At 35.4% G+C, this 23,123-nt stretch carries 18 protein-coding genes; 5 read left to right on the top strand and 13 right to left on the bottom strand.

Annotated features, from left to right (window positions below):
• Window positions 1-15 precede the first annotated feature (15 nt).
• The 3 genes from ACNQGN_RS16315 (at window position 16) to ACNQGN_RS16305 (ending at window position 3,042) form a co-directional block, all read left to right on the top strand.
• Window positions 16-753: a fibrobacter succinogenes major paralogous domain-containing protein gene (locus tag ACNQGN_RS16315; RefSeq protein ID WP_417988897.1), complete on the top strand. Its 738-nt coding sequence runs from the start codon at window positions 16-18 to the stop codon at window positions 751-753.
• Between the two features lie 149 nt (window positions 754-902).
• Window positions 903-2,249: a TlpA family protein disulfide reductase gene (locus ACNQGN_RS16310; RefSeq protein WP_417988896.1), complete on the top strand. Its 1,347-nt coding sequence runs from the start codon at window positions 903-905 to the stop codon at window positions 2,247-2,249.
• Between the two features lie 175 nt (window positions 2,250-2,424).
• Complete coding sequence (locus ACNQGN_RS16305) at window positions 2,425-3,042, top strand: hypothetical protein (RefSeq protein ID WP_417988895.1); 618 nt, start codon at window positions 2,425-2,427, stop codon at window positions 3,040-3,042.
• Between the two features lie 245 nt (window positions 3,043-3,287).
• On the opposite strand, the gene ACNQGN_RS16300 is transcribed toward ACNQGN_RS16305, so the two are convergent.
• The 7 genes from ACNQGN_RS16300 to ACNQGN_RS16270 form a co-directional block, all read right to left on the bottom strand.
• The gene (locus ACNQGN_RS16300; RefSeq protein WP_417988894.1) at window positions 3,288-3,551 is read right to left on the bottom strand and encodes a helix-turn-helix transcriptional regulator; all 264 of its coding nucleotides are present in this window, start codon (window positions 3,549-3,551) and stop codon (window positions 3,288-3,290) included.
• A 175-nt stretch (window positions 3,552-3,726) separates the two neighbouring features.
• Window positions 3,727-3,975, bottom strand: coding sequence for a DUF6755 family protein (locus ACNQGN_RS16295; protein ID WP_417988893.1), 249 nt, complete (start codon window positions 3,973-3,975; stop codon window positions 3,727-3,729).
• 29 nt (window positions 3,976-4,004) lie between these two features.
• A complete protein-coding gene (locus ACNQGN_RS16290) occupies window positions 4,005-4,517 on the bottom strand; it encodes a Rieske (2Fe-2S) protein (protein WP_417988892.1) in 513 nt (170 codons plus the stop codon).
• Window positions 4,518-4,527: 10 nt separating this feature from the next.
• Window positions 4,528-5,097: a 4Fe-4S dicluster domain-containing protein gene (locus tag ACNQGN_RS16285; RefSeq protein ID WP_417988891.1), complete on the bottom strand. Its 570-nt coding sequence runs from the start codon at window positions 5,095-5,097 to the stop codon at window positions 4,528-4,530.
• An 18-nt stretch (window positions 5,098-5,115) separates the two neighbouring features.
• A complete protein-coding gene (locus tag ACNQGN_RS16280) occupies window positions 5,116-7,332 on the bottom strand; it encodes a molybdopterin oxidoreductase family protein (protein WP_417988890.1) in 2,217 nt (738 codons plus the stop codon).
• Between the two features lie 78 nt (window positions 7,333-7,410).
• Window positions 7,411-8,460 carry an MFS transporter gene (locus ACNQGN_RS16275; RefSeq protein WP_417988889.1) on the bottom strand — a complete coding sequence of 350 codons (1,050 nt, stop codon included), beginning with the start codon at window positions 8,458-8,460 and terminating at the stop codon, window positions 7,411-7,413.
• Window positions 8,461-8,710: 250 nt separating this feature from the next.
• Complete coding sequence (locus ACNQGN_RS16270) at window positions 8,711-10,186, bottom strand: MFS transporter (RefSeq protein ID WP_417988888.1); 1,476 nt, start codon at window positions 10,184-10,186, stop codon at window positions 8,711-8,713.
• Between the two features lie 318 nt (window positions 10,187-10,504).
• Between ACNQGN_RS16270 and ACNQGN_RS16265 the strand changes: the two genes are divergently transcribed.
• A complete protein-coding gene (locus ACNQGN_RS16265; RefSeq protein ID WP_417988887.1) occupies window positions 10,505-10,789 on the top strand; it encodes a hypothetical protein in 285 nt (94 codons plus the stop codon).
• 574 nt (window positions 10,790-11,363) lie between these two features.
• Here ACNQGN_RS16265 and ACNQGN_RS16260 read toward each other — a convergent pair.
• From ACNQGN_RS16260 to ACNQGN_RS16235, 6 genes are all read right to left on the bottom strand, one after another.
• The gene (locus ACNQGN_RS16260) at window positions 11,364-12,503 is read right to left on the bottom strand and encodes an acyltransferase family protein (protein ID WP_417988886.1); all 1,140 of its coding nucleotides are present in this window, start codon (window positions 12,501-12,503) and stop codon (window positions 11,364-11,366) included.
• A gap of 787 nt (window positions 12,504-13,290) precedes the next feature.
• Complete coding sequence (locus ACNQGN_RS16255) at window positions 13,291-14,529, bottom strand: glycoside hydrolase family 27 protein (RefSeq protein ID WP_417988885.1); 1,239 nt, start codon at window positions 14,527-14,529, stop codon at window positions 13,291-13,293.
• 86 nt (window positions 14,530-14,615) lie between these two features.
• Window positions 14,616-15,650: an IPT/TIG domain-containing protein gene (locus tag ACNQGN_RS16250; protein ID WP_417988884.1), complete on the bottom strand. Its 1,035-nt coding sequence runs from the start codon at window positions 15,648-15,650 to the stop codon at window positions 14,616-14,618.
• A gap of 18 nt (window positions 15,651-15,668) precedes the next feature.
• Window positions 15,669-17,264, bottom strand: coding sequence for a RagB/SusD family nutrient uptake outer membrane protein (locus ACNQGN_RS16245; protein WP_417988883.1), 1,596 nt, complete (start codon window positions 17,262-17,264; stop codon window positions 15,669-15,671).
• Between the two features lie 17 nt (window positions 17,265-17,281).
• Window positions 17,282-20,473 carry a SusC/RagA family TonB-linked outer membrane protein gene (locus ACNQGN_RS16240; protein WP_417988882.1) on the bottom strand — a complete coding sequence of 1,064 codons (3,192 nt, stop codon included), beginning with the start codon at window positions 20,471-20,473 and terminating at the stop codon, window positions 17,282-17,284.
• A 319-nt stretch (window positions 20,474-20,792) separates the two neighbouring features.
• Window positions 20,793-21,671 carry an AraC family transcriptional regulator gene (locus ACNQGN_RS16235; protein WP_417988881.1) on the bottom strand — a complete coding sequence of 293 codons (879 nt, stop codon included), beginning with the start codon at window positions 21,669-21,671 and terminating at the stop codon, window positions 20,793-20,795.
• Window positions 21,672-21,950: 279 nt separating this feature from the next.
• Here ACNQGN_RS16235 and ACNQGN_RS16230 point away from each other — a divergent pair, with 279 nt between their 5' ends.
• Window positions 21,951-23,096 (top strand): glycoside hydrolase family 26 protein, encoded by a 1,146-nt coding sequence (locus ACNQGN_RS16230; protein WP_417988880.1) that lies wholly within the window; start codon window positions 21,951-21,953, stop codon window positions 23,094-23,096.
• The last annotated feature ends 27 nt before the right edge of the window (window positions 23,097-23,123 follow it).

Raw genomic sequence — 23,123 nt, 5'->3', positions numbered from 1 at the left:
ATTCTTTTATTTATAATGCTAAACCAAGCCGGTTTTTCACAGGTGACGCTGCCCCCATTTCATGGTTTGTTTCAAGATAGTGGCCCTCCGTCAGCACCAGCACCAGCGGGCGGCAATGCCATTTGTGACGGTACCACTCAAACTAAAGTAGTCACTCTTACATCTGCTACTGGAAAAATCTGGATGGATAGAAATTTGGGGGCCAGCCGAGCAGCTACTTCGGCTACTGATTATGAGGCATATGGCTGCTTATATCAATGGGGTCGTGGGAATGACGGCCACGCAAGTATGGTTTGGACTTCCTCTTTAGCGGGAACACCTGTAAATTCAATAACCAGCACGCTAGCTGATACGGATACTCCAATAAATGCATTATTCATCAGAGTAGGTGGTACACCTTACGACTGGAGGATAGATAATAACAATTTAAGATGGCAAAATGGCACTCAGGTAAACAACCCGTGTCCTGATAATTTTCGCGTACCTACTGAGACTGAAGTAAATGCAGAATTAACGCAATATAATATTACTAGTATGATTACTGCCTACTCTAATAGTGATTTCAAGTTTGCCTTTGCAGGCACGCGCCTCCGATCCGATGGCACACTCGGAAGTGCGGGTAATGGTTCCTATATGTGGCTTAGCACAATATCTGGCCCCAATGCCCGCTTTCGGAATATCAATTCCGGATCTGTAGTCAGCGGCTTCGATCGTCGTGCGGCAGGTAATTCTGTGCGTTGCATAAAAAACTAAAGTTTTCATTTTTTTTCCTGCCTTTTTTGGCCAGGAGTTTTTTAATTGAAATCCGGCTTCACTATAACGAAAGCTACTGTATTGTTGCGGGAGCAAAAAAGTTATGTTTTCTCATTTCACAATGTATAAATTAAATGATTTAAATAACAATGATTATTTCAAAAAAGGTCTTTTTCTTTCTTTTATTTTGGAACCTAACGAATGCCCAAAAACAATTTAATATAAGTGGTACGTTTCTACAAGCTTCCAATACGGATATCCTGCTTAAAGGATTTTCTCCGGCCAGAGACACCTTGCTTTTTAGTGCCAAAACAGATGTCAATGGCCGTTTTAGTATCGCTTATCCAGCCAGCTATAAAGGTGCAGCGGTGCTGGAAATCATACCTGACAAGAGGCTAATTGTATTACTGAATCGCGAAAATTTTGAGATGAAATGGGATAATCTGGAGGATTATGGGAGTTTAAAGTTTAATCACTCGCTTGAAAACACCAATTTGAGCCAAGGTTTGCATTTGTATCAAAATATCGAAGGGAAGCGTTTAGCGCTTAGCTATCTGATTCCACTATATGAAAAGGAAGCGAAAAGCCAGCAGATTTTTAAAAAAGAATTAGCCCTACAAAACAAGATGTTCTCCCATTTCGTCGCTGCTTTACCCCAGGATTCCTATGCAACCTATTATATAAAGCTGCGCCGACTTTTGGCTGATATGCCGCAAACAACCAGTCGCTATATCGAACGGATGCCAGAGCATGAAAAAGAATTTAACAGCATGGATTTTGGCAGCAACAAGTTGATTCGATCCGGCTTATACAAGCAATTATTCGAGGAGTATTTTACCTTGCTGGAAAGTTATGGCGACAAGCAATATTCCCACATGAGCACAAGTATCGATGCGGTAATCAAAAGTTTGCAATCCCAGCCGACCTTGTTGCAGCAGGTAGCCGAAAATTTGTTTATCCTGTTGGAAAAACGGAGTTTGTTTCCTGCCGCCGAGCATTTGGCTTTGGCAATGCTATCAGACGATTCGTGCCAGATGGACGGAAAGTCTGAAGCATTGTTTGAACAGTACCGCAAAATGGCAAAAGGGAATACAGCACCCGAATTGCAATTTGAAAATACAAAATCCACTTTTACTCAACTTTCTCAGATCAAAAGCAAGTATAAGTTAGTCGTCTTTGGCTCTAGCTGGTGTCGTAAATGTATTGAAGAAATCCCAAAAATTAAAACCTTTTATGCCCAGTGGAAAAAAGAGTATGGTGTAGAAGTGATTCTGATTTCATTAGACAATGAAAAAGAAAAATATGAGGCATTTACTAAAGATTTTCCCTGGATTTCAAGTTGCGACCTTAAAGGATGGGAAGGACAAGGGGCTCGTGATTATTGTGTTTTTGGTACGCCTACTTTGTATTTGTTGGATACTTATAACAAAATTGTATTGAAACCTATTTCACCGGAGCAAGTTCAGGCTTGGCTGGAGATGGTAAATAAACAGTAGATAATCGGAATTATGTGAATGTTCGCATGCTGCTATTCTTAATAATACACCTGCTCTCAACACTTTTCAATGCATTAATTTTATTCCAGACGCAAAAAAATATCCTAATTAATCCCAATTGTCCACTTGCAGTAGCTATAGAAACATCTATCAAGGATATTATTACACAAACAAAATGAACCAATTTAAAACAATTCTAACAGTACTGTTAGCCTTTACAATTTTTTCAGGATATAGCCAACAACAAAAAGACACCTATGTTTCCTTTACCTCAGGTTTAACCGTGAAAAATGAGGTTATAGGCAGCCCCCCCACTAATAATAGGCCTTCATTAAATTATCAATTCCGATTTGGAATGGTAGGTAATAATGTAGAAATAAACATTGGTTATGAAGCGTTTCCAAGACTTGATTTCGACAAGTATACGATAGGTGTAGGATATCATTTTCATCTCTATGGCAATGCTTTAAGACTTCCCATACACACCGTATTTATTCCAAGTATTGAACCCTCATTAATTGGAAGGCACGGTAAATGGGGCGGAGAATTATCGTATAATCAAGTATCATCGCACTTGTCCTTAGGATTGAACTTGACTTTTAGATGGCATATAACTGATACTACTGCGTTTGAATATTCGTTTAATGCTTTGCCAAGAACAGATTTAAGCGCCATGTATGGTGAGAAGTCAACAAGAGATCGTGCTTCAATTGCAGGTGTCGCAATTGTTGGCAATAATTTTCTTAAATTTACCTATATGGTACCAATAGGTCAAAATAGTAAAACTTATTAAACGCCCGGAAGCGAATCAGCAATCATAGGCGGAAGCTCGCTAAATATATCCCCATTAAATTGCGGAAATATTTGAAGATGCTTGTGCTTCTTAAAAATTTAAGGAAACATCCTCCTGTACTGGCCAGAATCTAAAAAGAATGGATTATACTGAAAGAAACTTCTTTTTTCATCTGCATTACACCCTAATTTACCTATTTCAACACCAAAGACAAAAACATCTATGAGTCCGTTCGCTACCATGATCTAGTATAAAGAATTAATATTATTGTTAGAAATATCGGTATCAATAACTTTATAAATACTTTCCAGCATATCAAAATGATTTACGACCTTTAATAAAGTATCAAGAGTAACATTCTTGCCCTCTTCGAGTTTTCTAATTGTAAGTCGTGACATTTCCAATACCTTTGCTAAATCATCCTGAGACAATCCATATAAATGTCTCTTTTGTTTACACCACTCACCTATTTTAAGCTTTACATCTTTAATATTGGTTGATCCTAACATGATTTTATATATATTTTAATATCCAAATACAGATAAAATAGCCCCAATAGTATACTTTAGTATCCTTTTATTCATTAATCATTGTAGATTATTACTTGCGCAGTATTATTCCAAATTCATCTCACAAATACTTGAGTAGCGTCTTTTACTATAGATTAGATTGTCTGCTATATTACTACAACTTTCTATAATTCCCTTTTGGCAAATAATAAAGCCAGCTGAAACCTATCAAAAACAAAATCAAGGAAGCAATAAACGCGGGAATGAGAATTTCTCTATTATTATCTAAAGCATTGTTCAACGAGGCATACAACAACCAAATCTGAATAGTCACATTTAAGATTAAAATGAATATAAGCGTAGATAGGATATTGTTTAGCTTGTTGGGATTAGCTTTGTTCTGGCTTGTTCTAAAATTACTCATAACAATTGAAATTTAATTACTCTTGATTCTTAACTCAACACCTTTTCATGTGATGCTTTTACAAAAATGTCGTTGTCTTTAAAAAACACTTCCAGTTTAGGCAAAGCTCTTGGCGGCGGTCCCCCTAGTACATCTCCCGTCATAGCATCAAACGAACCTTCGTGACAAGGACAATGGATAATCCCAGTTCCCGGTTTGTAAAAAACAGAACAGGAAAGATGTGTACATTTTTGCTCGTAAGCCTTGTATTCTCCATTTTCAAGATGGATCAGTATATAAGGGACAGTACTCCCTTCAATAACAAAACCTCGTGTTCCTCCAACCGGAACTTCGTCTTGCTTGCAAACAAAATGCTCGCCTGCCACTTCTTCTTTAGGCAATAAATAAGCTTTAGCCGCAACCAAACCACTACCAACCATTAATCCTCCAGAAACTAGCGTTAGAAACTTTGCGAAATCACGACGACTTACTTGTGTGGCTTCTTGTTTTAAAATTGGAAAGTCTTTTTTCCAGTTTTCATTTAAATTATCTTCTTTTGACATGGGGCTTTTTTTAATAAATAATCAACTGAGTACTGCCTTTAGGCATCATGATATTCACTTTAGTATTTACAATCTCTTTTCCGAAAACAAAGGTATTCACAGGGGAACTGTTTGGGCGCATTTCTTCGATTTCTGCTTTTGTACCGTAGAACAACGCACCACTTGGACAAACGGTGGCACACATTGGTTTTTTTCCAACGCTGGTTCTGTCATAACACATGGTACACTTCATCATCAAATCATACTCTTCAATTTTCTTTGGCACACCAAAAGGACAAGCAATCACACAATTCGAACAACCGATACATCTTTCTGTATTGGCGGTATGCACGATTCCGAATTCGTCTTTTGATATCGCATCAGCAGGACACACACTGGCACAAACAGGATCATCACAGTGCATACACACCTGAACCGTTGTCTGAACTGTTGAAGCACGATCGACATAATTGACATGAATCATAGAGTCCTGACCGTTTGTTTCACATTCAGCGCAGGCCAACTCACAAGCTTTGCAGCCAATGCAACGCTGCATATCTACAAAAAACTCTTCGTTTGTATTAAAACTGGTATAGTTCATATTTTAGCTTTTTATAGATTAAACACTGGCATAAGCCTTAGATTCTTTGGATGGCGGAGCAATTTCTTTCAGTGGTTCCAACTGGCAGGCACACACTTTAAATTCCGGTATTTTAGATATCGGGTCTAATGTGCCAGGTGTCAGCTGATTTGCTGATTTTTTACCCGACCAGTGGTAGGGAATAAAAACAGTATCTTCTCTAATGGTTTCTACTATATTAGCAGGAAAAATCCCTTCCCCCCTTCGGGTAGAAACTTTAATTAATTCTCTTTGTTGAATGCCATATTGTTTCGCTAAATTAGGATGAATCTCTAATAATGGTTCCGGAAACTGATCCACCAATTTACCAATTCTACGCGTTTGGGTACCGCTTAAATATTGAGAAACGACACGACCCGTAGTTAAAATCACAGGATAATCAGCATCAGTTACTTCACCTGGAAGCTTGTAGGGTGCTGGATTAAAATGGGCTTTGCCGTCGGGCGTTTTGAACTTTTTATCTTCCCATAAACGCGGTGTTCCCGGATGGTCTTCTGTTGGACATGGCCAAAAGATTCCCATGTTTTCTTCTATTCTTTTATAGGTAATTCCGTTATAATCGGCTGTTCCTCCTTTTGAAGCGACACGCAATTCATTAAAAATCGCTTCGCTGGTATCATATGTAAATTTATCTTCCTGCCCCAAACGTTTCGCCAGTTCCAAGATAATCGAAGTATCTGTTCTGGCATCTCCCGGAGGGGTTACTGCCTGACGAATTCGAATTACTCTACCTTCTGCCGAGGTGGTAGTTCCTTCCTCCTCTTCTTGCAAAGAACCCGCCAGAACAATATCAGCATGGCGTGCTGTTTCGTTTAGAAAAAAGTCGATACAAACGTAAAACTCCAGTTTCTCCAAGGCTTCTCTAACGTAGTTGCTATTCGGCAATGACACTAAAGGATTGAAGCAAATAGACAACAGTCCTTTGATTTCGCCGCGATGAATTGCCTCAATAATTTCATAAGCCGAAAGTCCTTTTCCAGGCATATCCTTTTCATCAATTCCCCAAACACCCGCAATATATTTACGATGTTCTGGATTTTCGATATCCCGGTTCCCGGGTAACTGGTCGCATTTATGACCGTGCTCTCTTCCCCCCTGACCATTTCCCTGACCGGTAATCGTTCCATATCCGCAATATGGTTTGCCAATTCGTCCTGTTGCCAAAACCAAATTAATACAACCCAAAACATTATCTACTCCTTTAGAATGGTGTTCAATTCCACGAGCATGAAGTAAGAAACTCGTTTTGGCTTTACCCCATAACTCCGCGGCTTCTTTTATTTTTTCTTTCTTGATTCCCGTTATTTCTTCCGCCCATTCTAAGGTATAATCCTTAACGGAATCTAAAGTAACATCAAATCCAGAAGTATAATTATTTATAAAATCGTGGTCGAGCATGTCGTGATCCACAAGGTATTTCAGCATGGCTCCGTAAAGCGCAGAATCGGTACCGGGTTTTACATCCAGATGCACATCTGCAGTTCTGGCAAGCGGAATCATTCTTGGATCGATAACAATTAATTTGGCTCCGCGATCTCTCGCTTTCCAAATCCAGTGCGTCAATGTCGGAAAGGTTTCACTAATATTGGCTCCGGCCACAATAATCACTTCGGCATATTCTAAATCCGAATAATTATTAGATGCCCGGTCTAATCCAAACGCTTTTTTGTTCCCCGCTCCGGCACTCACCATGCACAACCGTCCATTATAATCCAGGTTTTTTGTCTTTACAGCCACACGGGCAAATTTACCCATCAGGTAACTTTTTTCGTTGGTTAATGAAACGCCTGAAAGTATCGAAAAAGCATCTTTTCCGTATTTTTCCTGAATGCGTTTAATTTCAGAGACCGTTTTATCCATAGCTTCATCCCAAGAAGTGGGCACAAATCCCTGACCTTCTACTCTTTTTATTGGTCCTAAAAGGCGATCTGGATGGTTGTTTTGTAAATAGCGTTGCACTCCTTTTGGGCAAAGTCTTCCTTCATTGAAAGGAAATTCCATCCAGGGTTCAAATCCTACCACTTTATTGCTTTTTACCAATAATTGAATTCCACATTGCATCCCGCAAAAGCAACAGTGTGTTTTGACCACTTCATCTGGTTCGTCTCTTCCGTCAAAGCCTTCTTTCGGACTGTAATTAAGATGTGGCCCAAATACTTCTATTATATTCTCTGCTGAAACAGGTAATTTTGCCATGTTTTTATATTTTCTGTTCTTGGTATTTTTATGTTATATTCTCATTGTAAACTGCGACGGAATACTGATCACTAAAAACTATCCAAATAAATTTCCGCCTGCTAGTCTTGCTTTCAAATGGGCTTGCGCCAAACGGGATCTTTTTCCCTCAGGACTCAAATCCAAATGAGAACCGCCATCTTCCATACTAAAATCAAAACCAAGTTGTTTGGTTACTTTTTTAAGGTCATTGATGTGCATATTTGTAGCATACTCTTCTCCTGTATGCTTGCAAACTGCCATTCCCTGTTTCATACCTTCCTTTTTATAAATATGGGCGCCAATCTGGGCAGGACGCTGAATAATATGAAAGAATTTCCCGAACGGAATCCAAATCAAAAACATGATAACAGTCACCGCATGAATTACCGCCAGGAAATCAAAAGCAAACCCTTTCATGAACTGATACGAATACGTTAATCCTAGTCCAGTAACTGATATTGCAATCAACAAAATAAGCGGCAGTAAATCCCCTTCAAATGTTTGCGTAGCGATCAATCCCGGATTCGTCAATCGTCTTCTCAGATAATACAAAGAACCCAGAATAACCAGGTAGGAAGACCAGTTTAACGCATGAAAAGTCAGAAACGCCATAATAGAATCCAGTTTAAACTCCATCACTTTAAAACCAAAAAAATGAGCTTCATATAACGAGATGCTATTCGGAGCCATCGTGAAATGAATCCACCCGAAGGTCAAAGGTATTGTAATTAAAAAAGCCGAAGTACAACCTATAGCAATCATAAAATGCGCCATCCATCGGTATTTACCCCTTGGATAAATAAATTTTTGAAAGGCAATATTTTCGATGGATTCTTTCGATGCAAACCAAAAATGCGAAAACACTTTTCCCGTAACCAGATATGTTATCCCCCGTTTAAAGTAAATCCATGTGGGTGGTCTTTGCAACCAAACAGAATAGCGGTATACAATGCCAAAAAAAGCGAATACCGTTCCGAATAAATAAGTGATTAAAGCGGCATCAAAATTCTGTAAATTTCTGGAACCAAAAAACACCAGCACAATACAGAATATTGACATTCCAGTGGCTATAAGTAAGGCCTTGGTATTAAAAGTTCTGTTTTTCATTTTCTAAAATTAATAAGTGTATCTAAGTCATTTCGCTAAGAAACCTACAAGACCCGAGAGCCTTGTAGGTATATAAAATAATTTCCCTTTTTAAAATGGATATAAAATCATAATCCAACTTGGTATTTCAGTTCTTCTATGGTTATAAAACCACCAATTTATCATTCTTGCTAATATAGTGAAAAAAATCAAGTCAATATAAAAGTTGATTGCTCCACCGTTAACAGAACCCAAATTACTGCCTGTCCTCTTAATGTTTGATGTGATCGATATCTCTTGTAAATCCAGGTGTTTCTTTTTTGAATATTTTAATTATGGTTTTGTGCATCCAAACCAAACAAACAATTGATAATACAAAGATAAAGAGCCATGAGCTAGTCCAAAAACCAGTAAAAGCAAGCAGGTATCCAAAAACTATCGGGCCTATAAATCCTCCTAAACCACCAATCATTCCAACCATTCCTCCTACTACTCCAACTTGATTTGGAAAATATTCAGGAATGTGTTTGTAAACTGCCGCTGAACCAATTCCCCAACAAGCACCAATTAAGATTACCAGAATGAGATACACCCACATATTAGCCTCAAAATGAATTTGCGTAATTCCGTCTGCGATTAATTCTTTTTTCTGTACTTTTTGATTTTCGGAAACAACTACTTCCTGCCAGGTTTTTTTTGAAGGAAAAAATTGACTGTGCTCTGCAGTAACATCTTTTGGATGAACCTGATATTCTCTCTCACCTACCACAATTTTAGAAGCTGAAACTTCCGTAACCGTTCCTGCATTACCCGCCATTAAACCATTACCAGAAGTAGTAATATTCATTTTTGGAAACAATAACAAAAAACTCAATACTATTGAAGAACTCAAAACCCAATGCATCACTTTTCGAGCACCAAATTTATCTGATAAAAACCCACCAAAGGCACGAATAATACCTGCTGGCAAACTAAAACAAGTGGTAAACAGCCCTCCCAAAATTAAAGAAGTGTGGTACACATTCATGAAATTAGGCAACAACCATTGAGAAAACGATACAAAAGAACCAAATAACAAAAAATAATACGTTCCAAAACGCCATACACGTACTTCTTTAAGCGGCTGTAAGAGTTCTTTGACTGACTTTGATTTTGCCTCTATTTTTTTTGTTTTCGAACAAAGAATAAAAATAATTCCCATAAATAACAATACTGAGCCATAAATTACTGGCAGGTATTTCCAGCCATTTACCGGATCTGATTCTGAAAAATACTTCAACAAACTTGGTGCTACAAAAGGAGTAATAGCAGCACCCGCAGTACCCATTCCGAAAATACCCAAAGCACGTCCTTGCCATTCCTTTGGATACCAAAGTGAAGTGTAGGCCACACCAACAGCGAAACTAGTCCCTACCATTCCAAACAGGAAGCTCAATAAAGCAAACATCCAGAAATTAGCTGCAAATGGAAGTAAAAACAAAGGAATTGAAGCCAAAATAAGCAAAGCCGAATATACCACACGACCTCCATATTTATCGGTTAAAATTCCCATCGGCAATCGCATAAGCGAACCTGTAAGTATCGGAATACCTAAAAGCCATCCTATTTGAACTACATTCCAGTCAAAAATTCCCTGATCTACTAAAAAAGTAACTAAAACTCCATTTAAAGTCCAACAGGCAAAACAAACCGCAAAAGCGAGTGTGTTTAAAAATAATATTCTGTGTGATTGCGATAAACTACTCATAAAACAACTTTTTGTTAATGATGTAAAATTAATCTGTTGGCGCTTCCTAAAATATGATATATATCAGTCCGCCAATAATAAGAACAATTTAAAGCCTATATTTAATTCAGTTTAACACAAATTTACACACAAATAACTAAAAACAATACATTTACGACATTATACTTCCAGTCCTAAAAAAGTATTTTTTTAGAGAAAAAAGTACCATTTAAACATCACTTTTTACATTTTTCATCTAAAAATAATCCAAACAAGAGACCGAAGCTTCAGTGGCCATTTCTTATTTGTATTTATTCATCCATATATGGATGGTAATGGATGAATGGGTCGATTTTTAACGAATACCATGCTGACTTCGGGTGGATAGGTGCCATACTTACCAAAATGCTTTTATCTAATCAATTCAAAAACTTTATTGTAACGGCAGGAAACCTGCAGTGTATTGCCTCCCTAAAAGATATTGGAGTAAAAGAACATCAAATAATTAATTACAAAATAGCGGATGTTGAGACGGAGGCTTTGCACAAAAATCACAATCGGGAGTTTCATTATGTGATTGATATGGTTGGAAATAAAATGCTAAAATTGCCGGGAGTGTTCTGAAAACGAACGGAACGTAACTAGATGTAACTGCTCTTTCCACTGCAATATCAAGAGAGATCTTCCTAAACAAAGGGGCTATAATACTAAACATGAACACTAGTTTTAAATATTTTTATAATATTTAAAACTAGTGTTCATGCTTTCAATCTGAAATACAATATTTTACATTTTCTCAATACAAACTGTATCGGAAAAGCGAGTTTTTATTACTATACCATATTTTACAAACCTGTTTAGTGCTTTATTACTTCTTGATCAGCCATTTTGATTTGATATTCTGAGTAAGCTTTTCTCTTTTCAGGATTTGATTGATGATTGAACCTTTCTTGTTTTTAAATCCTTACTTAGAGTAAGATCGTTCACGCGATATGATTTAAGAAAGACAATAAAACGGCAATTAAGGCAAATTACTTATACTAAAATACGAATCGCCTATGTGATTTATTTCTTATATTGTTTAGTTTTTTAATTCAAGAGTTATTTCCAATTTAGAAGAAAATGAAATCATATTTTTTTAAATAAAAAATTATAATTAGATACATTTTGTCTGAATCGCAATGTTAAATATTTTTTTTTATCCGTTCGGTTTACTTTTCTTCATCCCAAATAATATTCGAATATGATTATATGGCTTTATAAAAAAATCATATACACCAATTGAAAGGAAAAAGGATACAAATGTTAAAAAGAGATATTTGTTAATTATACTTTCATCTACCTGAATTACATAATACCCAATGATGACTATAAAAGTTTGGTGTAAAATATAAAATGGGTAAATACCTTCGTTTGCATATACTAAAATTTTGTTGTTGAAATTTAAATATTTTTTTCCATACCCAAAAATAGTTAGTAGCCATGTCCAGACGTTCAAAATTCCTAACGCTATAAACATCAAGTTCGGTAAATTAAAACCCCATTCAGGTTCTAAATCATTCCAACGAAAATAATTTATAAGGATGGTGCTCAAAAAAGCAATTTTTAAATATTGCCTTCTTTTCTCCACAATATCATTCCAAAATATTTGGTTTATACCAATAAAAGAACCTAGAATAAAGTACGTAAAATATTTTGTGAACATTGCCCAATCACCAATTAAAGCATGCGTATCATTAGGATACCAAAAATAAAGCAAGAAGGCTAAATAAAGTGGAATTACACACCAGTACATCCCCATCTTTCTTGTTATATTGGCTAACTTTGATACAACTTTTTTTCCTTTCTCGGATTTAATGAACAGAAGGAATGGTAATGCCAGTATCGAGTAGACAAAAAGATAGGCTATAAACCATAAATGATGCCAAAAGAAATTTCCTTTAGGGTAAATGCCAGTTGAAAAAATACTAGGATAAAATGTTAGAAAGGAATCGTATTTTATCCCTTGGAAGAGTCTTTCAAAATAGATTTGAGGCGGAACAATTAGTAGCATACCTATTACTAATGGCAATAGCAATCTTTTAGATCGTTGTATTACGTACCGTGTTTTGGACACACTGCTCATAATAAAAGTGGTGCCAATACCCGAAATTAAAAATAATAGTGGCATCCTCCATCTAGAAATAAAATAATTGCATTCCAACATGAGACTGCTTAATTCTTTGTTTTTTATGTGCCAACCTTCCTCAGCAACAAAAGGCATAGCACAATGAAATAAATGCAATAGCAAGATTGCAATTACTCTTAACCAATCTAAATCATACCTTCTTTCATTCATTTTTTTTTAATTTATGGTTTTACTATAGAAAACTATTTTGGTTTTTATTCTCAAATAGAATTAAAACGACTTTCATTTTCTTAAATATCTAAATTTATTCCTGTTTCATATAACGTCTATTGTCCTCTAATAATAATCCCTTTGAATTTTCTCGCTATTTTAATTCTTTATTTTTCCTAAAGCGGATAAACTTAAAGTGATTTTTGTTCTTTTTGAACAGCCTCCGTAATGACTTCTTTTTGGATATTTTTAGATTGCAAATGTAGCGGGGATAATTGATAATTTCATTGACTTTGGTTAAGAAAAGAAAATAGGGTTGTGCCATATCTACCGATCAAAAATCTCTTATTAATGCTTTTATGCTATCAATGAACAGAACATTTTAAGCATAATTATACGAGGATTAATCATCTGCTTCTTTCTTAACATGTAAATAACTTAAATCCCACTTTTACCCATTCATGTGTTCAAGGTTTTTAGAACATGAATTAAGGCCCTGAAAGTTAAGCATTCCTGTCTAAAGTAATGTATCGAAACCCTTGTATATACCAAGATTTTCATAAGGGAATCGAAACCTCCTTTACAGGACAACACATTATGCATAAAAACCCAAAGAAGAATACATTTCTTTGGGTTTTACTTATTTATTATTTCTACAATACTGCCAGATACTACAGCATAAGAATAATAGATTTCGCATAATAATGACATTTCGTTTTCATAAATCAAATGATTTAAACGAACTTATAGCTAAAGATTATTTTTGATGCGACAGAATCATATGATTTTATTTAAACAATTTTAAAGTAATAACGTCATGAGAGTCTATTTCAGAACTGAAAACTTTTTTAGTTGTGCCAATTGCTGCGTTTTTCCACAGATCTTTTATCTTATAAACTATACTGTCAAAATTAGTTTCCAAATTGAAGTCGACATCTCTTATCCTATGCTTTTTCCAATCGAAATTTATCTTCTTCTTAACCTCACTTCGATTCAAAAAAGTTACTGCCCAATTTCCGTCAGATAACGGTTTCACCCAAACTTCCAGCCCATCATCTTCCAAATATTTAAATCCTTGAATTCCTAATTTATCTTGATTAACGGCGATTAGCTCTTTGTTTGTTAAAATAGCTAAGGTTCCTTTAGAAATTTGTCTTAAATCATTTCCAGCAATAAGCGGTGAGGACATCATACACCACATAGCAAAATGGGATTTATCCTCTGCATTTGTCATCCCGTTTCCTACTTCGAGCATATCAAAATCATTCCAATGATCCGGACCGGAATATTTACGAATATCTTTACGCATTTCGATAATTTTCATAAATCCCCAAGAGGACCAATTTCCATCAACATGTTTATATTCACAATCAAAACACGGATAAATATCTCCCGAAATTCTCCACAGATTCCCAACTGGTTTACCCCAGTTCCAAGGCTTGTTATCTCCCCATTCACATAAACTAAAAACAATGGGTTTCCCAGCAATTTTTAGCGCATTACTCATCGTGGTGTACGCTTCTTTTGCAGTTATACCTTCGGTATTACACCAATCATATTTAAGAAAATCAATATTTAAATCCGCATAAAAACGGGCATCCTGGTATTCATAACCTCGTGTACCCGGATATCCGGCACAGGTATGAGTACCGGCACAATTGTATAAACCAAACTTTAATCCTTTGCCATGAACATAATCTACTAATGCTTTCATTCCGCTTGGGAATTTTATCGGATCTGGAACCAGATTACCATCTTTGTCTCGCTCTTTGGCCATCCACCCATCATCCAAAACGATGTAATTATATCCCGCAGCAGTCATTCCTGATGAAATCATTATATCAGCAGTTTCTTTTACCAATTTTTCATCGATATTAGTTTCGAAAGTATTCCAGGAATTCCAGCCCATCGGCGGAGTCATGGCAAGCCCGTCGAATTTACCTGTTCCCTGACTATAAACATTTCCCTGGCTAAATCCTGAAATTGACATACTAAAAGCAAATAGTGAGAAGATAATTTTTTTCATTTTTATTTTTTATTATTACGTTTTAAAAAAGAATTCCCTAATTGCACAATTAGGGAATGTCTTAAACTAACTCAACCAAAAAATTTTTATTTTAACACGAACCCCATGTCATCCATTAGTATCGTATTGCCTCCAAAACCACCCGACTCTTGTAATGTCAATTGGTCAAAAGTGGTAGGGTTTCCAATTTCTGAAAACGGGACTTCAATAGTAGTCCACTCTGTTGATATTTTTTTGGTGATTTGAAAAGCCCATCCACCAAAAACAAATTTTAGACTTGCATCGGAATTTGTCGAAATACTTTTAACTCGAACTTTGAAGGCCTTATATTTTGTAACATCTCTTGAAACAAATTTCATATCGGCACCATTCCATCCTCCAAATATTAATTTTATAGATGCCAATCCCTGTACTTTATCCTCCGTAAAACCTGTATTAAAAGTATCAGCACCATTCCAGGTCCAATGTCCGGCATCTCCCTGCAATGCATCATCATAAAGTGCTGAACCTATTGCTTGAGTTGCAACCGTAGAACCTGAGATATTGGTAACTGTAACATATTTATCCGTTGCATCAGCAGGCATCTTAAATTTGATTTCAGTTAGTGTAGAAGAAATTACAGCTACATTTTCTATCCCTACTTTAACTATAGGATCTAAAAAATAATTTCCATAAACAGTCACAACATCTCCTGCAGCGGCATTAATCGAATTATAGCTATCTACTTTTGGCGTTGGTGGAGCAACCACAAAATCATAAAGTAATGTTCCGTTTTTTGTAACAACTTTTAGTTTATTACTTGCATTTGCGTACGGCGTTTTCTCGTCAATTAATATAACGATTTCAGTATCTGTAACTAATACTGGATTGAAATAAGTATCAAAATCGTTAAAGTAAATTTTTTGAACCGTAGTAAAGCCTGATCCTCTAATGATATAATAATTTTTAGGATCTCCAACGGTAACCGGAAGTAAATCTCCTGCAACGGCTTTAGCAACACTTGTAATAGTTAATCCTGAATCAGAAGCAGCACTTTCATTATCACAGGAAGAAAATAGACCCACAGCCATTAGAGCCATTGTGAAAAAGGACAACAGGTATTTTATTTTTATATTTTTCATAATATCAAATTTTAATAATTATTTAAAAGTATATGGAACTGGAGCATCTAATAATTTTGGATTTTTAGCAACTTCATTATCCGGGTAATCCATATAAAAATCATTTGCAGCATGATCTGCACTGAATGTAGGTGTATAATGACGTTCTGCAAAGCGGTCGCCTCTATTTTGCGCCGTCATAATTGTGATTGCTTTAGTTTTATCAATACGTCCTAAATCGAACCAATAGTCTCCTTCAAAACACAATTCTTTTCTTCTTTCAAGAAAAATAGCATCAAAAGTTATGGAGGTCAAATTGCTTAATCCTGCTCTTTTTCTAACAGCATTTATAGAATTCAACGCTGCAGCATTTGAAGTACTTGCTCCACCTGCTAAAATTGCTTCGGCATGAATTAACAATAGTTCAGCATAACGCATCACATAGGTATTGTTATCCATCATTGCCCAAGCATCAGCCTGACCAGTAGCAGCTCCGTTTACAGCACCGATACAATATTTTTTAATTGCTCCGCCTGATCCCTGCGCTAAATTTTTATCAGCAGGAACAGTAAAACCAATTCCTTCACTGGTTTTTATATTTGGATAAGAATCTCCGGCAACCATAATAGTTTCATGTTTTCGTTTATCAGAAACATCATATAAAGTAAATATATCCTGACTTGGTCCAAAAACTCCGGCATACGATGCATTAGATGTTGACAAGGTTCCGTCAATAAATCCAAATTGTGTATTGCAGTTATTTGCAGATCCATAATTGCCATCTCCCTTCCATTGAATTGCAAAGATTGACTCCTCGTTATTATTATTTCCATAAGTAAACAAGTCTCCAAAGCTTTTTGCAGGTAACTGATCACCACCTAATAATTTAAATTCTCCGCTATTGATAACCTGCTCTGCCATTGCTTGAGCATTAGCATAATCTTTTTGATACAAATATACTTTGGCTAAGAATGCTTTAGCAGAACCTTTAGAAACATGACCATTATTAGCATAATTGGCACCTCTGTTTTTTTCAACCAATAAATCAATCGCTTTTAAGTAATCCATGGTAATCAATTTATACACATCCTCTACAGTGTTTGTATTTACGTATGGATTACTGGTATAATCTAAAGGATTCTCGACAATAGGAACTGGCCCCCAAAGTCTCACTAAATCAAAATAAGCGGTAGCTCTTATAAAATAGGCCTCACCCATAGTGTTATTTAATATGTCTTGATCAACTGCCGGACCAACCCTGGCTTCCAAAAAGTTGATAATCATATTTGATTGCTGTACATTAGCCCATAATGCAGACCAACCGTTTATCAATTCAGGATCACTTCCGTTTAGCGAAAATGTTACCAATCCGCTAACATCGGGAGATCCTGAGTACATATTTCCTGAACCTACTTCAATAGCCCACCAAAATTTATTGTACATCTGAAACCAAGTTCTGCTATACATACCGTTTGTTGCTGAAATCACCTGATCATTTGTGCTATAATAAGCATCTAAGCTTATTCCGTCTTCTGAAGGCCTGTCTGTAAAATCTTCCTGACATGACCCAAACACCAGAAATGCTGTTGCTACAAGGAGCAAACTATATCTATTTAAAAAAGATTTCTTTTTCATTTTATTTATATTTTTATTTAAAATTCTACGTTTACTCCTACTGAAAATGTTCTGGCTGTCGGATATCTTCCATTATCAATTCCTGACAAAAGAACATTTTGATTAAATGAACCTATTTCTGGATCATAACCAGAATAATCAGTAAACGTAAATAAATTTTGAGCTGATCCGTATAATCTTAATCTTGACAATTTAAATTTAGAGATAAGTTCCTGAGATAGGGAATACCCTACGGTAACGTTTTGAATTCTTAAATAAGATCCATCCTCTACATAACGACTTGAAATTACTAAGTTGCTATTTGATGTATTAGCAATAGGTCTCGGGTTATTACTTGTTGTATTAGTATCTGAATAATAATCCAGTGCTTCAACCAACTGATTATCATATAAAGAGGCGTTTGTTGTTCCTGCTCTTCTGGTTAAATTCATTACATCATTCCCATAAGATCCTTGCAGGAAAACAGAACAATCTAAATTTTTATATTTAAAATTATTTGTAAATCCAAAAGTAAAATCAGGATGCGGGTTGCCAATAAATGTTTTATCATTTGGATCTATAACACCATCTCCGTTAATATCTTTATATTTCACATCCCCTAAAGTCGTTTCTCCGGCCGCAGTCCCTACTGGCTGGCCAAACTGTAGCGGCGCAGTATTTAAAGCTGCCTGGTCTTTAAATATTCCTTCGGCAACATAACCGTAAAACATCCCGATAGGATTACCAACAGTTGTATTGGTAACAACTACTGGTTGGTATCCGTTAGTATTAACGTCTTGGGTTAATACAATTCCGTTTACAATTTCATCTAAATTATTTTTGTAATGTGACACAACAAAAGAGGCATCCCAGTTAAAATTTCCTGACGATTTAGTATCGTACCCTAAAGTAACATCATATCCTCTATTACTCATTGTACCTAAGTTAGAATATGGGGCAGAAATCCCTCCGTATTGACCACCGCCGCCAGTTAAGTATAGTGGCAAAGGCACCTGAAACAAGAATCCTTCCGATTTTTTTATATAATAATCTAAACTTGCCGATAGTCTATTGTCTAACATCGTAAAATCAAGACCAAAGTTTGTTTGATTTAATGATTCCCAAACCAAGTCAGGATTAGGATAATTCGATGGTAAAAAACCACTGCCTAAACCAGAGTTTTGAACAGCCAACATCGCTGAATATCTATTGTTCTCGATTTGTTGGTTTCCGGTTTCACCGTAACCGATTCTAAACTTAATATTGTCAACATATTTACGTGTTCCTTCCATGAAAGACTCGTTAGATAGTTTCCACGAACCAGAAACAGCATTAAAAACACCTTTTTGATTAGCTGTAGTAGGATCAAATTTAGAGGAAACGTCTTGTCTTGTAGAAGCAGTAATACTATATCTATCATTAAAATCATAAATTACACGTCCAAAAAAAGACGAAAGAGAAGCGCTTCCTTTATATTGCGTAATGGTATTATTATCAACATCAGCTAAATTAATAGTATGAATAGAATTGGTTTTAAACCCTTGCGCAGACGCAACTAAGCCTTCCCAATGAGAATCATTAGCTTCCTGACCTACTAAAACTGTAAATTTATGTTTCCCGATAGTTTTATCATATGTCAATAAGTTTTTGATATTGGTTGAATACCAATTTTGTCTTCTGGTATCCAGATCCGCTAATAAATTCACTTGACTTCCCCACGCATAAGAGGGTCTAAAATCATCATTTTCAGAAAATTCAGTATTTGCAGCAACCTCAATACGGTATTTTAATCCTTTAAAAAGATCCGCTTCTGCATAAATATTTCCTAGGAAATTTTTACGAACTAATTTATTCTCTCTCGTTAATGCTTCGGCAACCGGGTTATAATACGTTACATTTTGTTCCGATGTGGGAGGTCCTGCAAATGTTCCGTCTAAATTTCGAACAGGTATATCCGGAGCTTGCAATAAGGTATTCCCTATTAATCCAGTAAAACTTTGATTCACAGTTATATTTTCATTTGTAACACCTCCTGTTAGATTTCCTCCAACTCTAAGCCAACTTTTAACTTTAGAATCCAGATTTAATCGTATCGTGTATCTTTTTAATCCAGAATTTATAATAGTTCCCTCGTTATCTAAATAACTTCCTGATAAATAATAACTAGTTCCTTCTTTAGCCCCTGAAAACGATAATTGGTGACTTTTTGTAATAGCAGTTCTGTATACTTCATCCTGCCAATTAGTACCTGAGCCTAGCAATTCGGGATGAGAAAATTCCTGACGTGTCTGAAAACCCCATAAGTTAGCCAAATTTGTTTTTAGAGTAGCATATTCAGGTAAAGTCAAAACATCCAATTTATTAGTAACAGAACTAAAAGAAGTAAAGTTTTCATAGGCAATTCTTCCTGCACCTTTTTTACCTGATTTTGTAGTAATAATAATAACCCCATTAGCTCCTCTTGAACCGTAGATAGCCGTAGCAGAAGCATCCTTCAAAATATCCATCGATTCAATATCACTCGGATTTATCATAGACAAAGGACTTACAGCATTGTTTCCACTTCCTCCTGACGAAGAAAACCCATCTTTACCAGCTAAAGAACGCCCACTTGTAGATTTCCCGGTAGCGTCACCAGAAACAGGAACTCCATCAATTACATATAAAGGTTCATTTGTTCCACTGATAGAAGTTGTACCACGAACTCTTACAGAAGCAGCCCCTCCTGGAGAACCAGAATTATTTGTTACAGAGACCCCTGCTGCCTTACCTTGCAGCATTTGATCGACAGAGACCTGTTTTAAATTCTCTAAATCTTTAGCTTTTACGGAAGATATTGCTCCGTTAACATCTTTTTTCTTCTGCGTTCCGTAACCAATTACAACAACCTCTTTTAAACTTTCTGAAGTTGAAATAAGAGTGATATTAATTTTACTTCTTCCTTTCACTCCTACTCTTTGCGTATCAAAACCAATAAAAGAAACTAAAAGAATAGCATTAGAGGAAGCATCAATAGCATATTTTCCATCAAAATCTGTTGAGACTGCGGTTTTTGCTCCTACGACAGAAACATTCGCTCCAGGAATAGTAAGTCCATTTTCATCCGAAACAATACCCTGAACTTTGGTTTGGGCAGTAATAAAATTGCTGGTTAATACTAAAAATAACATCAAAGGAACGGCACTGCGACTGCCTTTCCAATGAATTAAATTTGACAATAGTTTTTTCATAATAAATGTTTAGTTAGTTAAGATTATTCATTTCTAAAACAGAAATTAAATGTGTGTTAATTAATCTGGATTATAATTAACAAATCTATAACAGAACTAAACATTAAATCAATAGTATTATATCATTTGATGATAATATTTTTACTTTATCAGGAGTAATTAGTATAAATACACAATATAAACTACTTATATTTATATTATATTTATTTTAACCGCTAATAAATTACGATAAGAATAATTACCAAGTCAGCAACAGCAAGCGATTCCAACAATTTCGATTCTATTTAAAGCATAGAAGAAAAAAGAAAAAAAAAAAATATTACAATATTCGTTTCAATCCCGAAAAATCTTCTCTATACTGGCTGGGAGTGCATTTTTTTATACTCTTAAAACTTCGATTAAAATTAGCTATATTATTAAAACCGGACTTGAAAGCGATTTCAGAAACACTTAAATCTTTCTCCACCAGCCATCTGGCAGCATAGCCAATTCTAATATCATTTATATAATTGACAAAAGTTTTTCCCGTTCTCTTTTTAATAAATCTGTTAAATGAAATACTGGTCATACTCGCTACACTGGAAACCTCTTCCAAAGTTATTTTCTCAGCAAAGTTTTTTTGTACATACTCATAAACCAATTTCATTTTATCATAATCTTCAAACGTATCATGATCGACGGTAAAAGTAGATAAAAGCCTTTGGTTCCTAGAGTTCGCAAGATCATATAATATAGAGACTATCTCTAAAAAATAATCCATTCCGTCCAATTTTGAAATTTTAATCAGTCTTGACGAAAGCTCTTCTGCTGTTTTTTTTGAAAATAAAATACCATGTATCGATCGGTTAAACATGTCCTTTATAGGACTCATTATTCTTCTGGACAACAAGGATTCATGAAATAAATCGTTATGAAATTGAATGGTTATTTCATGAATTTGTTTATTAGTGCATTTATTCAACTCCCAACCATGATATAAATTGGGTCCAATAAGTACCAATTCAACATTGTCTATTTCTTCAATATTATCCCCCACAACCCGTTTCACTCCTTTACCATTTACAATGAAATTGATCTCAAATTCAGGATGATAGTGCACCGGGAAATCAAAACTATCTTTTACTCTGTCAAAAACCAAAAAACTGTCCCCGGAAGAAAGCGGCGGAATTTCTCTGTAAAAATTTTTTAAATTACTCATAAAGCTTTTTTATTTGCAATAATATGATATAAAATTGATAAAATAATATTAATTAACAGCGTAGCATCCAATTACCTTTGAAAAATACAATTATTAATTTTTTAAAAACATTATCAATAATACATACGAATCATTTTTATTACTTACTATTTTTATAGTTTTGATAATTACATTCCCAAAATGGTTGTTGTTTTTTAGATCAAATAATTATTTTTTTTTTCAAAGTAAATTTCGAACACAGGACGCTCATTATATGTACACCAATTAACCATTAGCAACATGACAAAGACAATTTCCTCACTTTTCATCCTTTTTTACCTCGGGGTATCCTGTTCTTCAAAGGCGCCATCAAATGATACTAATTTGTCTATTTCTGATAAAAAATCTACTCCAGAGACAATAATTTTATACAAAAAATTAACAAACTTAGTTCAAAAAGGAATCCTTTTTGGTCATCAGGATGCTTTAGCTTACGGTGTAAACTGGAAATATGAGGCAGGAAGAAGCGATGTAAAAGAGGTTACCGGAGATTACCCGGCAGTTTACGGATGGGATCTTGGCGGTCTGGAAAAAAAATCAGCCAACAACATTGATGGTATTCCTTTCGACAAAATGAGACAATTCATTAAAGATGCGCACACAAGAGGGGGCATAATAACACTAAGCTGGCATTTTGATAATCCCTTGACAGGAAATAATGCCTGGGACACCACTCCAAAATCCTTGGCTTCGGCTTTACCAGGCGGTGAAAGTCACGAAAAATTTAAATCTTGGTTAGATGAAGCAGCAAAATATATTTTAACTTTAAAAGATGAAAACGGAAAACCAATTCCGATGTTATATCGTCCCTATCATGAACTCACCGGAAATTGGTTTTGGTGGTGCAAAAACAATGGCAGCCCGGAAGAATTCAAGCATTTATGGAAATTTACCTTTGATTATTTGCAAAAAAAGGGTGTTCATAATTTATTATATGTTTACAATACTGCAGATTTCAAAACAAAAGAAGAATTTTTGGAATACTATCCGGGTTCTGATTATGCAGACATTTTGAGTTTTGACAAGTATCAGTACGACGACCCTACAAAAGACAATTCCTTTATTGAAAATTGCCAAAAACAATTCAAAATAATGAACGAAGTATCTCAAGAACAGAATAAAATCATGGCCTTTGCCGAAACAGGTTACGAGGCAATTCCTTATGATAAATGGTGGACTGACACCCTTATTAAAGCCATAGGTGATTATAAGATTTCCTATGTCTTAGTCTGGAGAAACCATGGTTGGCAAGAAAAAGAACAAAAAATGCATTATTACGCACCTTATAAAGGGCAGGTAAGCGAAAAAGACTTCTTAGCTTTTTATAATCTTGACAAAATTTTATTCGAAAAAGAAGCTGCAAAAGAAAACCTATATAAAAAATAATTAATTAACCTCTAGACCTTTAAACCC

Origin of the sequence: Flavobacterium rhamnosi (assembly GCF_048286515.1) — a bacterium.
Taxonomy (GTDB): domain Bacteria; phylum Bacteroidota; class Bacteroidia; order Flavobacteriales; family Flavobacteriaceae; genus Flavobacterium.
Note: the sequence above shows the minus strand (reverse complement) of the source record. Positions and strands in the feature narration are given on the sequence as shown.

Bases quoted from the DNA above. Each gene is read 5' to 3' on its own strand.
- ACNQGN_RS16315 (WP_417988897.1), top strand. From the start codon at position 16: ATGCTAAACCAAGCCGGTTTTTCACAGGTGACGCTGCCCCCATTTCAT.
- ACNQGN_RS16310 (WP_417988896.1), top strand. From the start codon at position 903: ATGATTATTTCAAAAAAGGTCTTTTTCTTTCTTTTATTTTGGAACCTA.
- ACNQGN_RS16305 (WP_417988895.1), top strand. From the start codon at position 2,425: ATGAACCAATTTAAAACAATTCTAACAGTACTGTTAGCCTTTACAATT.
- ACNQGN_RS16300 (WP_417988894.1), bottom strand. From the start codon at position 3,551: ATGTTAGGATCAACCAATATTAAAGATGTAAAGCTTAAAATAGGTGAG.
- ACNQGN_RS16295 (WP_417988893.1), bottom strand. From the start codon at position 3,975: ATGAGTAATTTTAGAACAAGCCAGAACAAAGCTAATCCCAACAAGCTA.
- ACNQGN_RS16290 (WP_417988892.1), bottom strand. From the start codon at position 4,517: ATGTCAAAAGAAGATAATTTAAATGAAAACTGGAAAAAAGACTTTCCA.
- ACNQGN_RS16285 (WP_417988891.1), bottom strand. From the start codon at position 5,097: ATGAACTATACCAGTTTTAATACAAACGAAGAGTTTTTTGTAGATATG.
- ACNQGN_RS16280 (WP_417988890.1), bottom strand. From the start codon at position 7,332: ATGGCAAAATTACCTGTTTCAGCAGAGAATATAATAGAAGTATTTGGG.
- ACNQGN_RS16275 (WP_417988889.1), bottom strand. From the start codon at position 8,460: ATGAAAAACAGAACTTTTAATACCAAGGCCTTACTTATAGCCACTGGA.
- ACNQGN_RS16270 (WP_417988888.1), bottom strand. From the start codon at position 10,186: ATGAGTAGTTTATCGCAATCACACAGAATATTATTTTTAAACACACTC.
- ACNQGN_RS16265 (WP_417988887.1), top strand. From the start codon at position 10,505: ATGAATGGGTCGATTTTTAACGAATACCATGCTGACTTCGGGTGGATA.
- ACNQGN_RS16260 (WP_417988886.1), bottom strand. From the start codon at position 12,503: ATGAATGAAAGAAGGTATGATTTAGATTGGTTAAGAGTAATTGCAATC.
- ACNQGN_RS16255 (WP_417988885.1), bottom strand. From the start codon at position 14,529: ATGAAAAAAATTATCTTCTCACTATTTGCTTTTAGTATGTCAATTTCA.
- ACNQGN_RS16250 (WP_417988884.1), bottom strand. From the start codon at position 15,650: ATGAAAAATATAAAAATAAAATACCTGTTGTCCTTTTTCACAATGGCT.
- ACNQGN_RS16245 (WP_417988883.1), bottom strand. From the start codon at position 17,264: ATGAAAAAGAAATCTTTTTTAAATAGATATAGTTTGCTCCTTGTAGCA.
- ACNQGN_RS16240 (WP_417988882.1), bottom strand. From the start codon at position 20,473: ATGAAAAAACTATTGTCAAATTTAATTCATTGGAAAGGCAGTCGCAGT.
- ACNQGN_RS16235 (WP_417988881.1), bottom strand. From the start codon at position 21,671: ATGAGTAATTTAAAAAATTTTTACAGAGAAATTCCGCCGCTTTCTTCC.
- ACNQGN_RS16230 (WP_417988880.1), top strand. From the start codon at position 21,951: ATGACAAAGACAATTTCCTCACTTTTCATCCTTTTTTACCTCGGGGTA.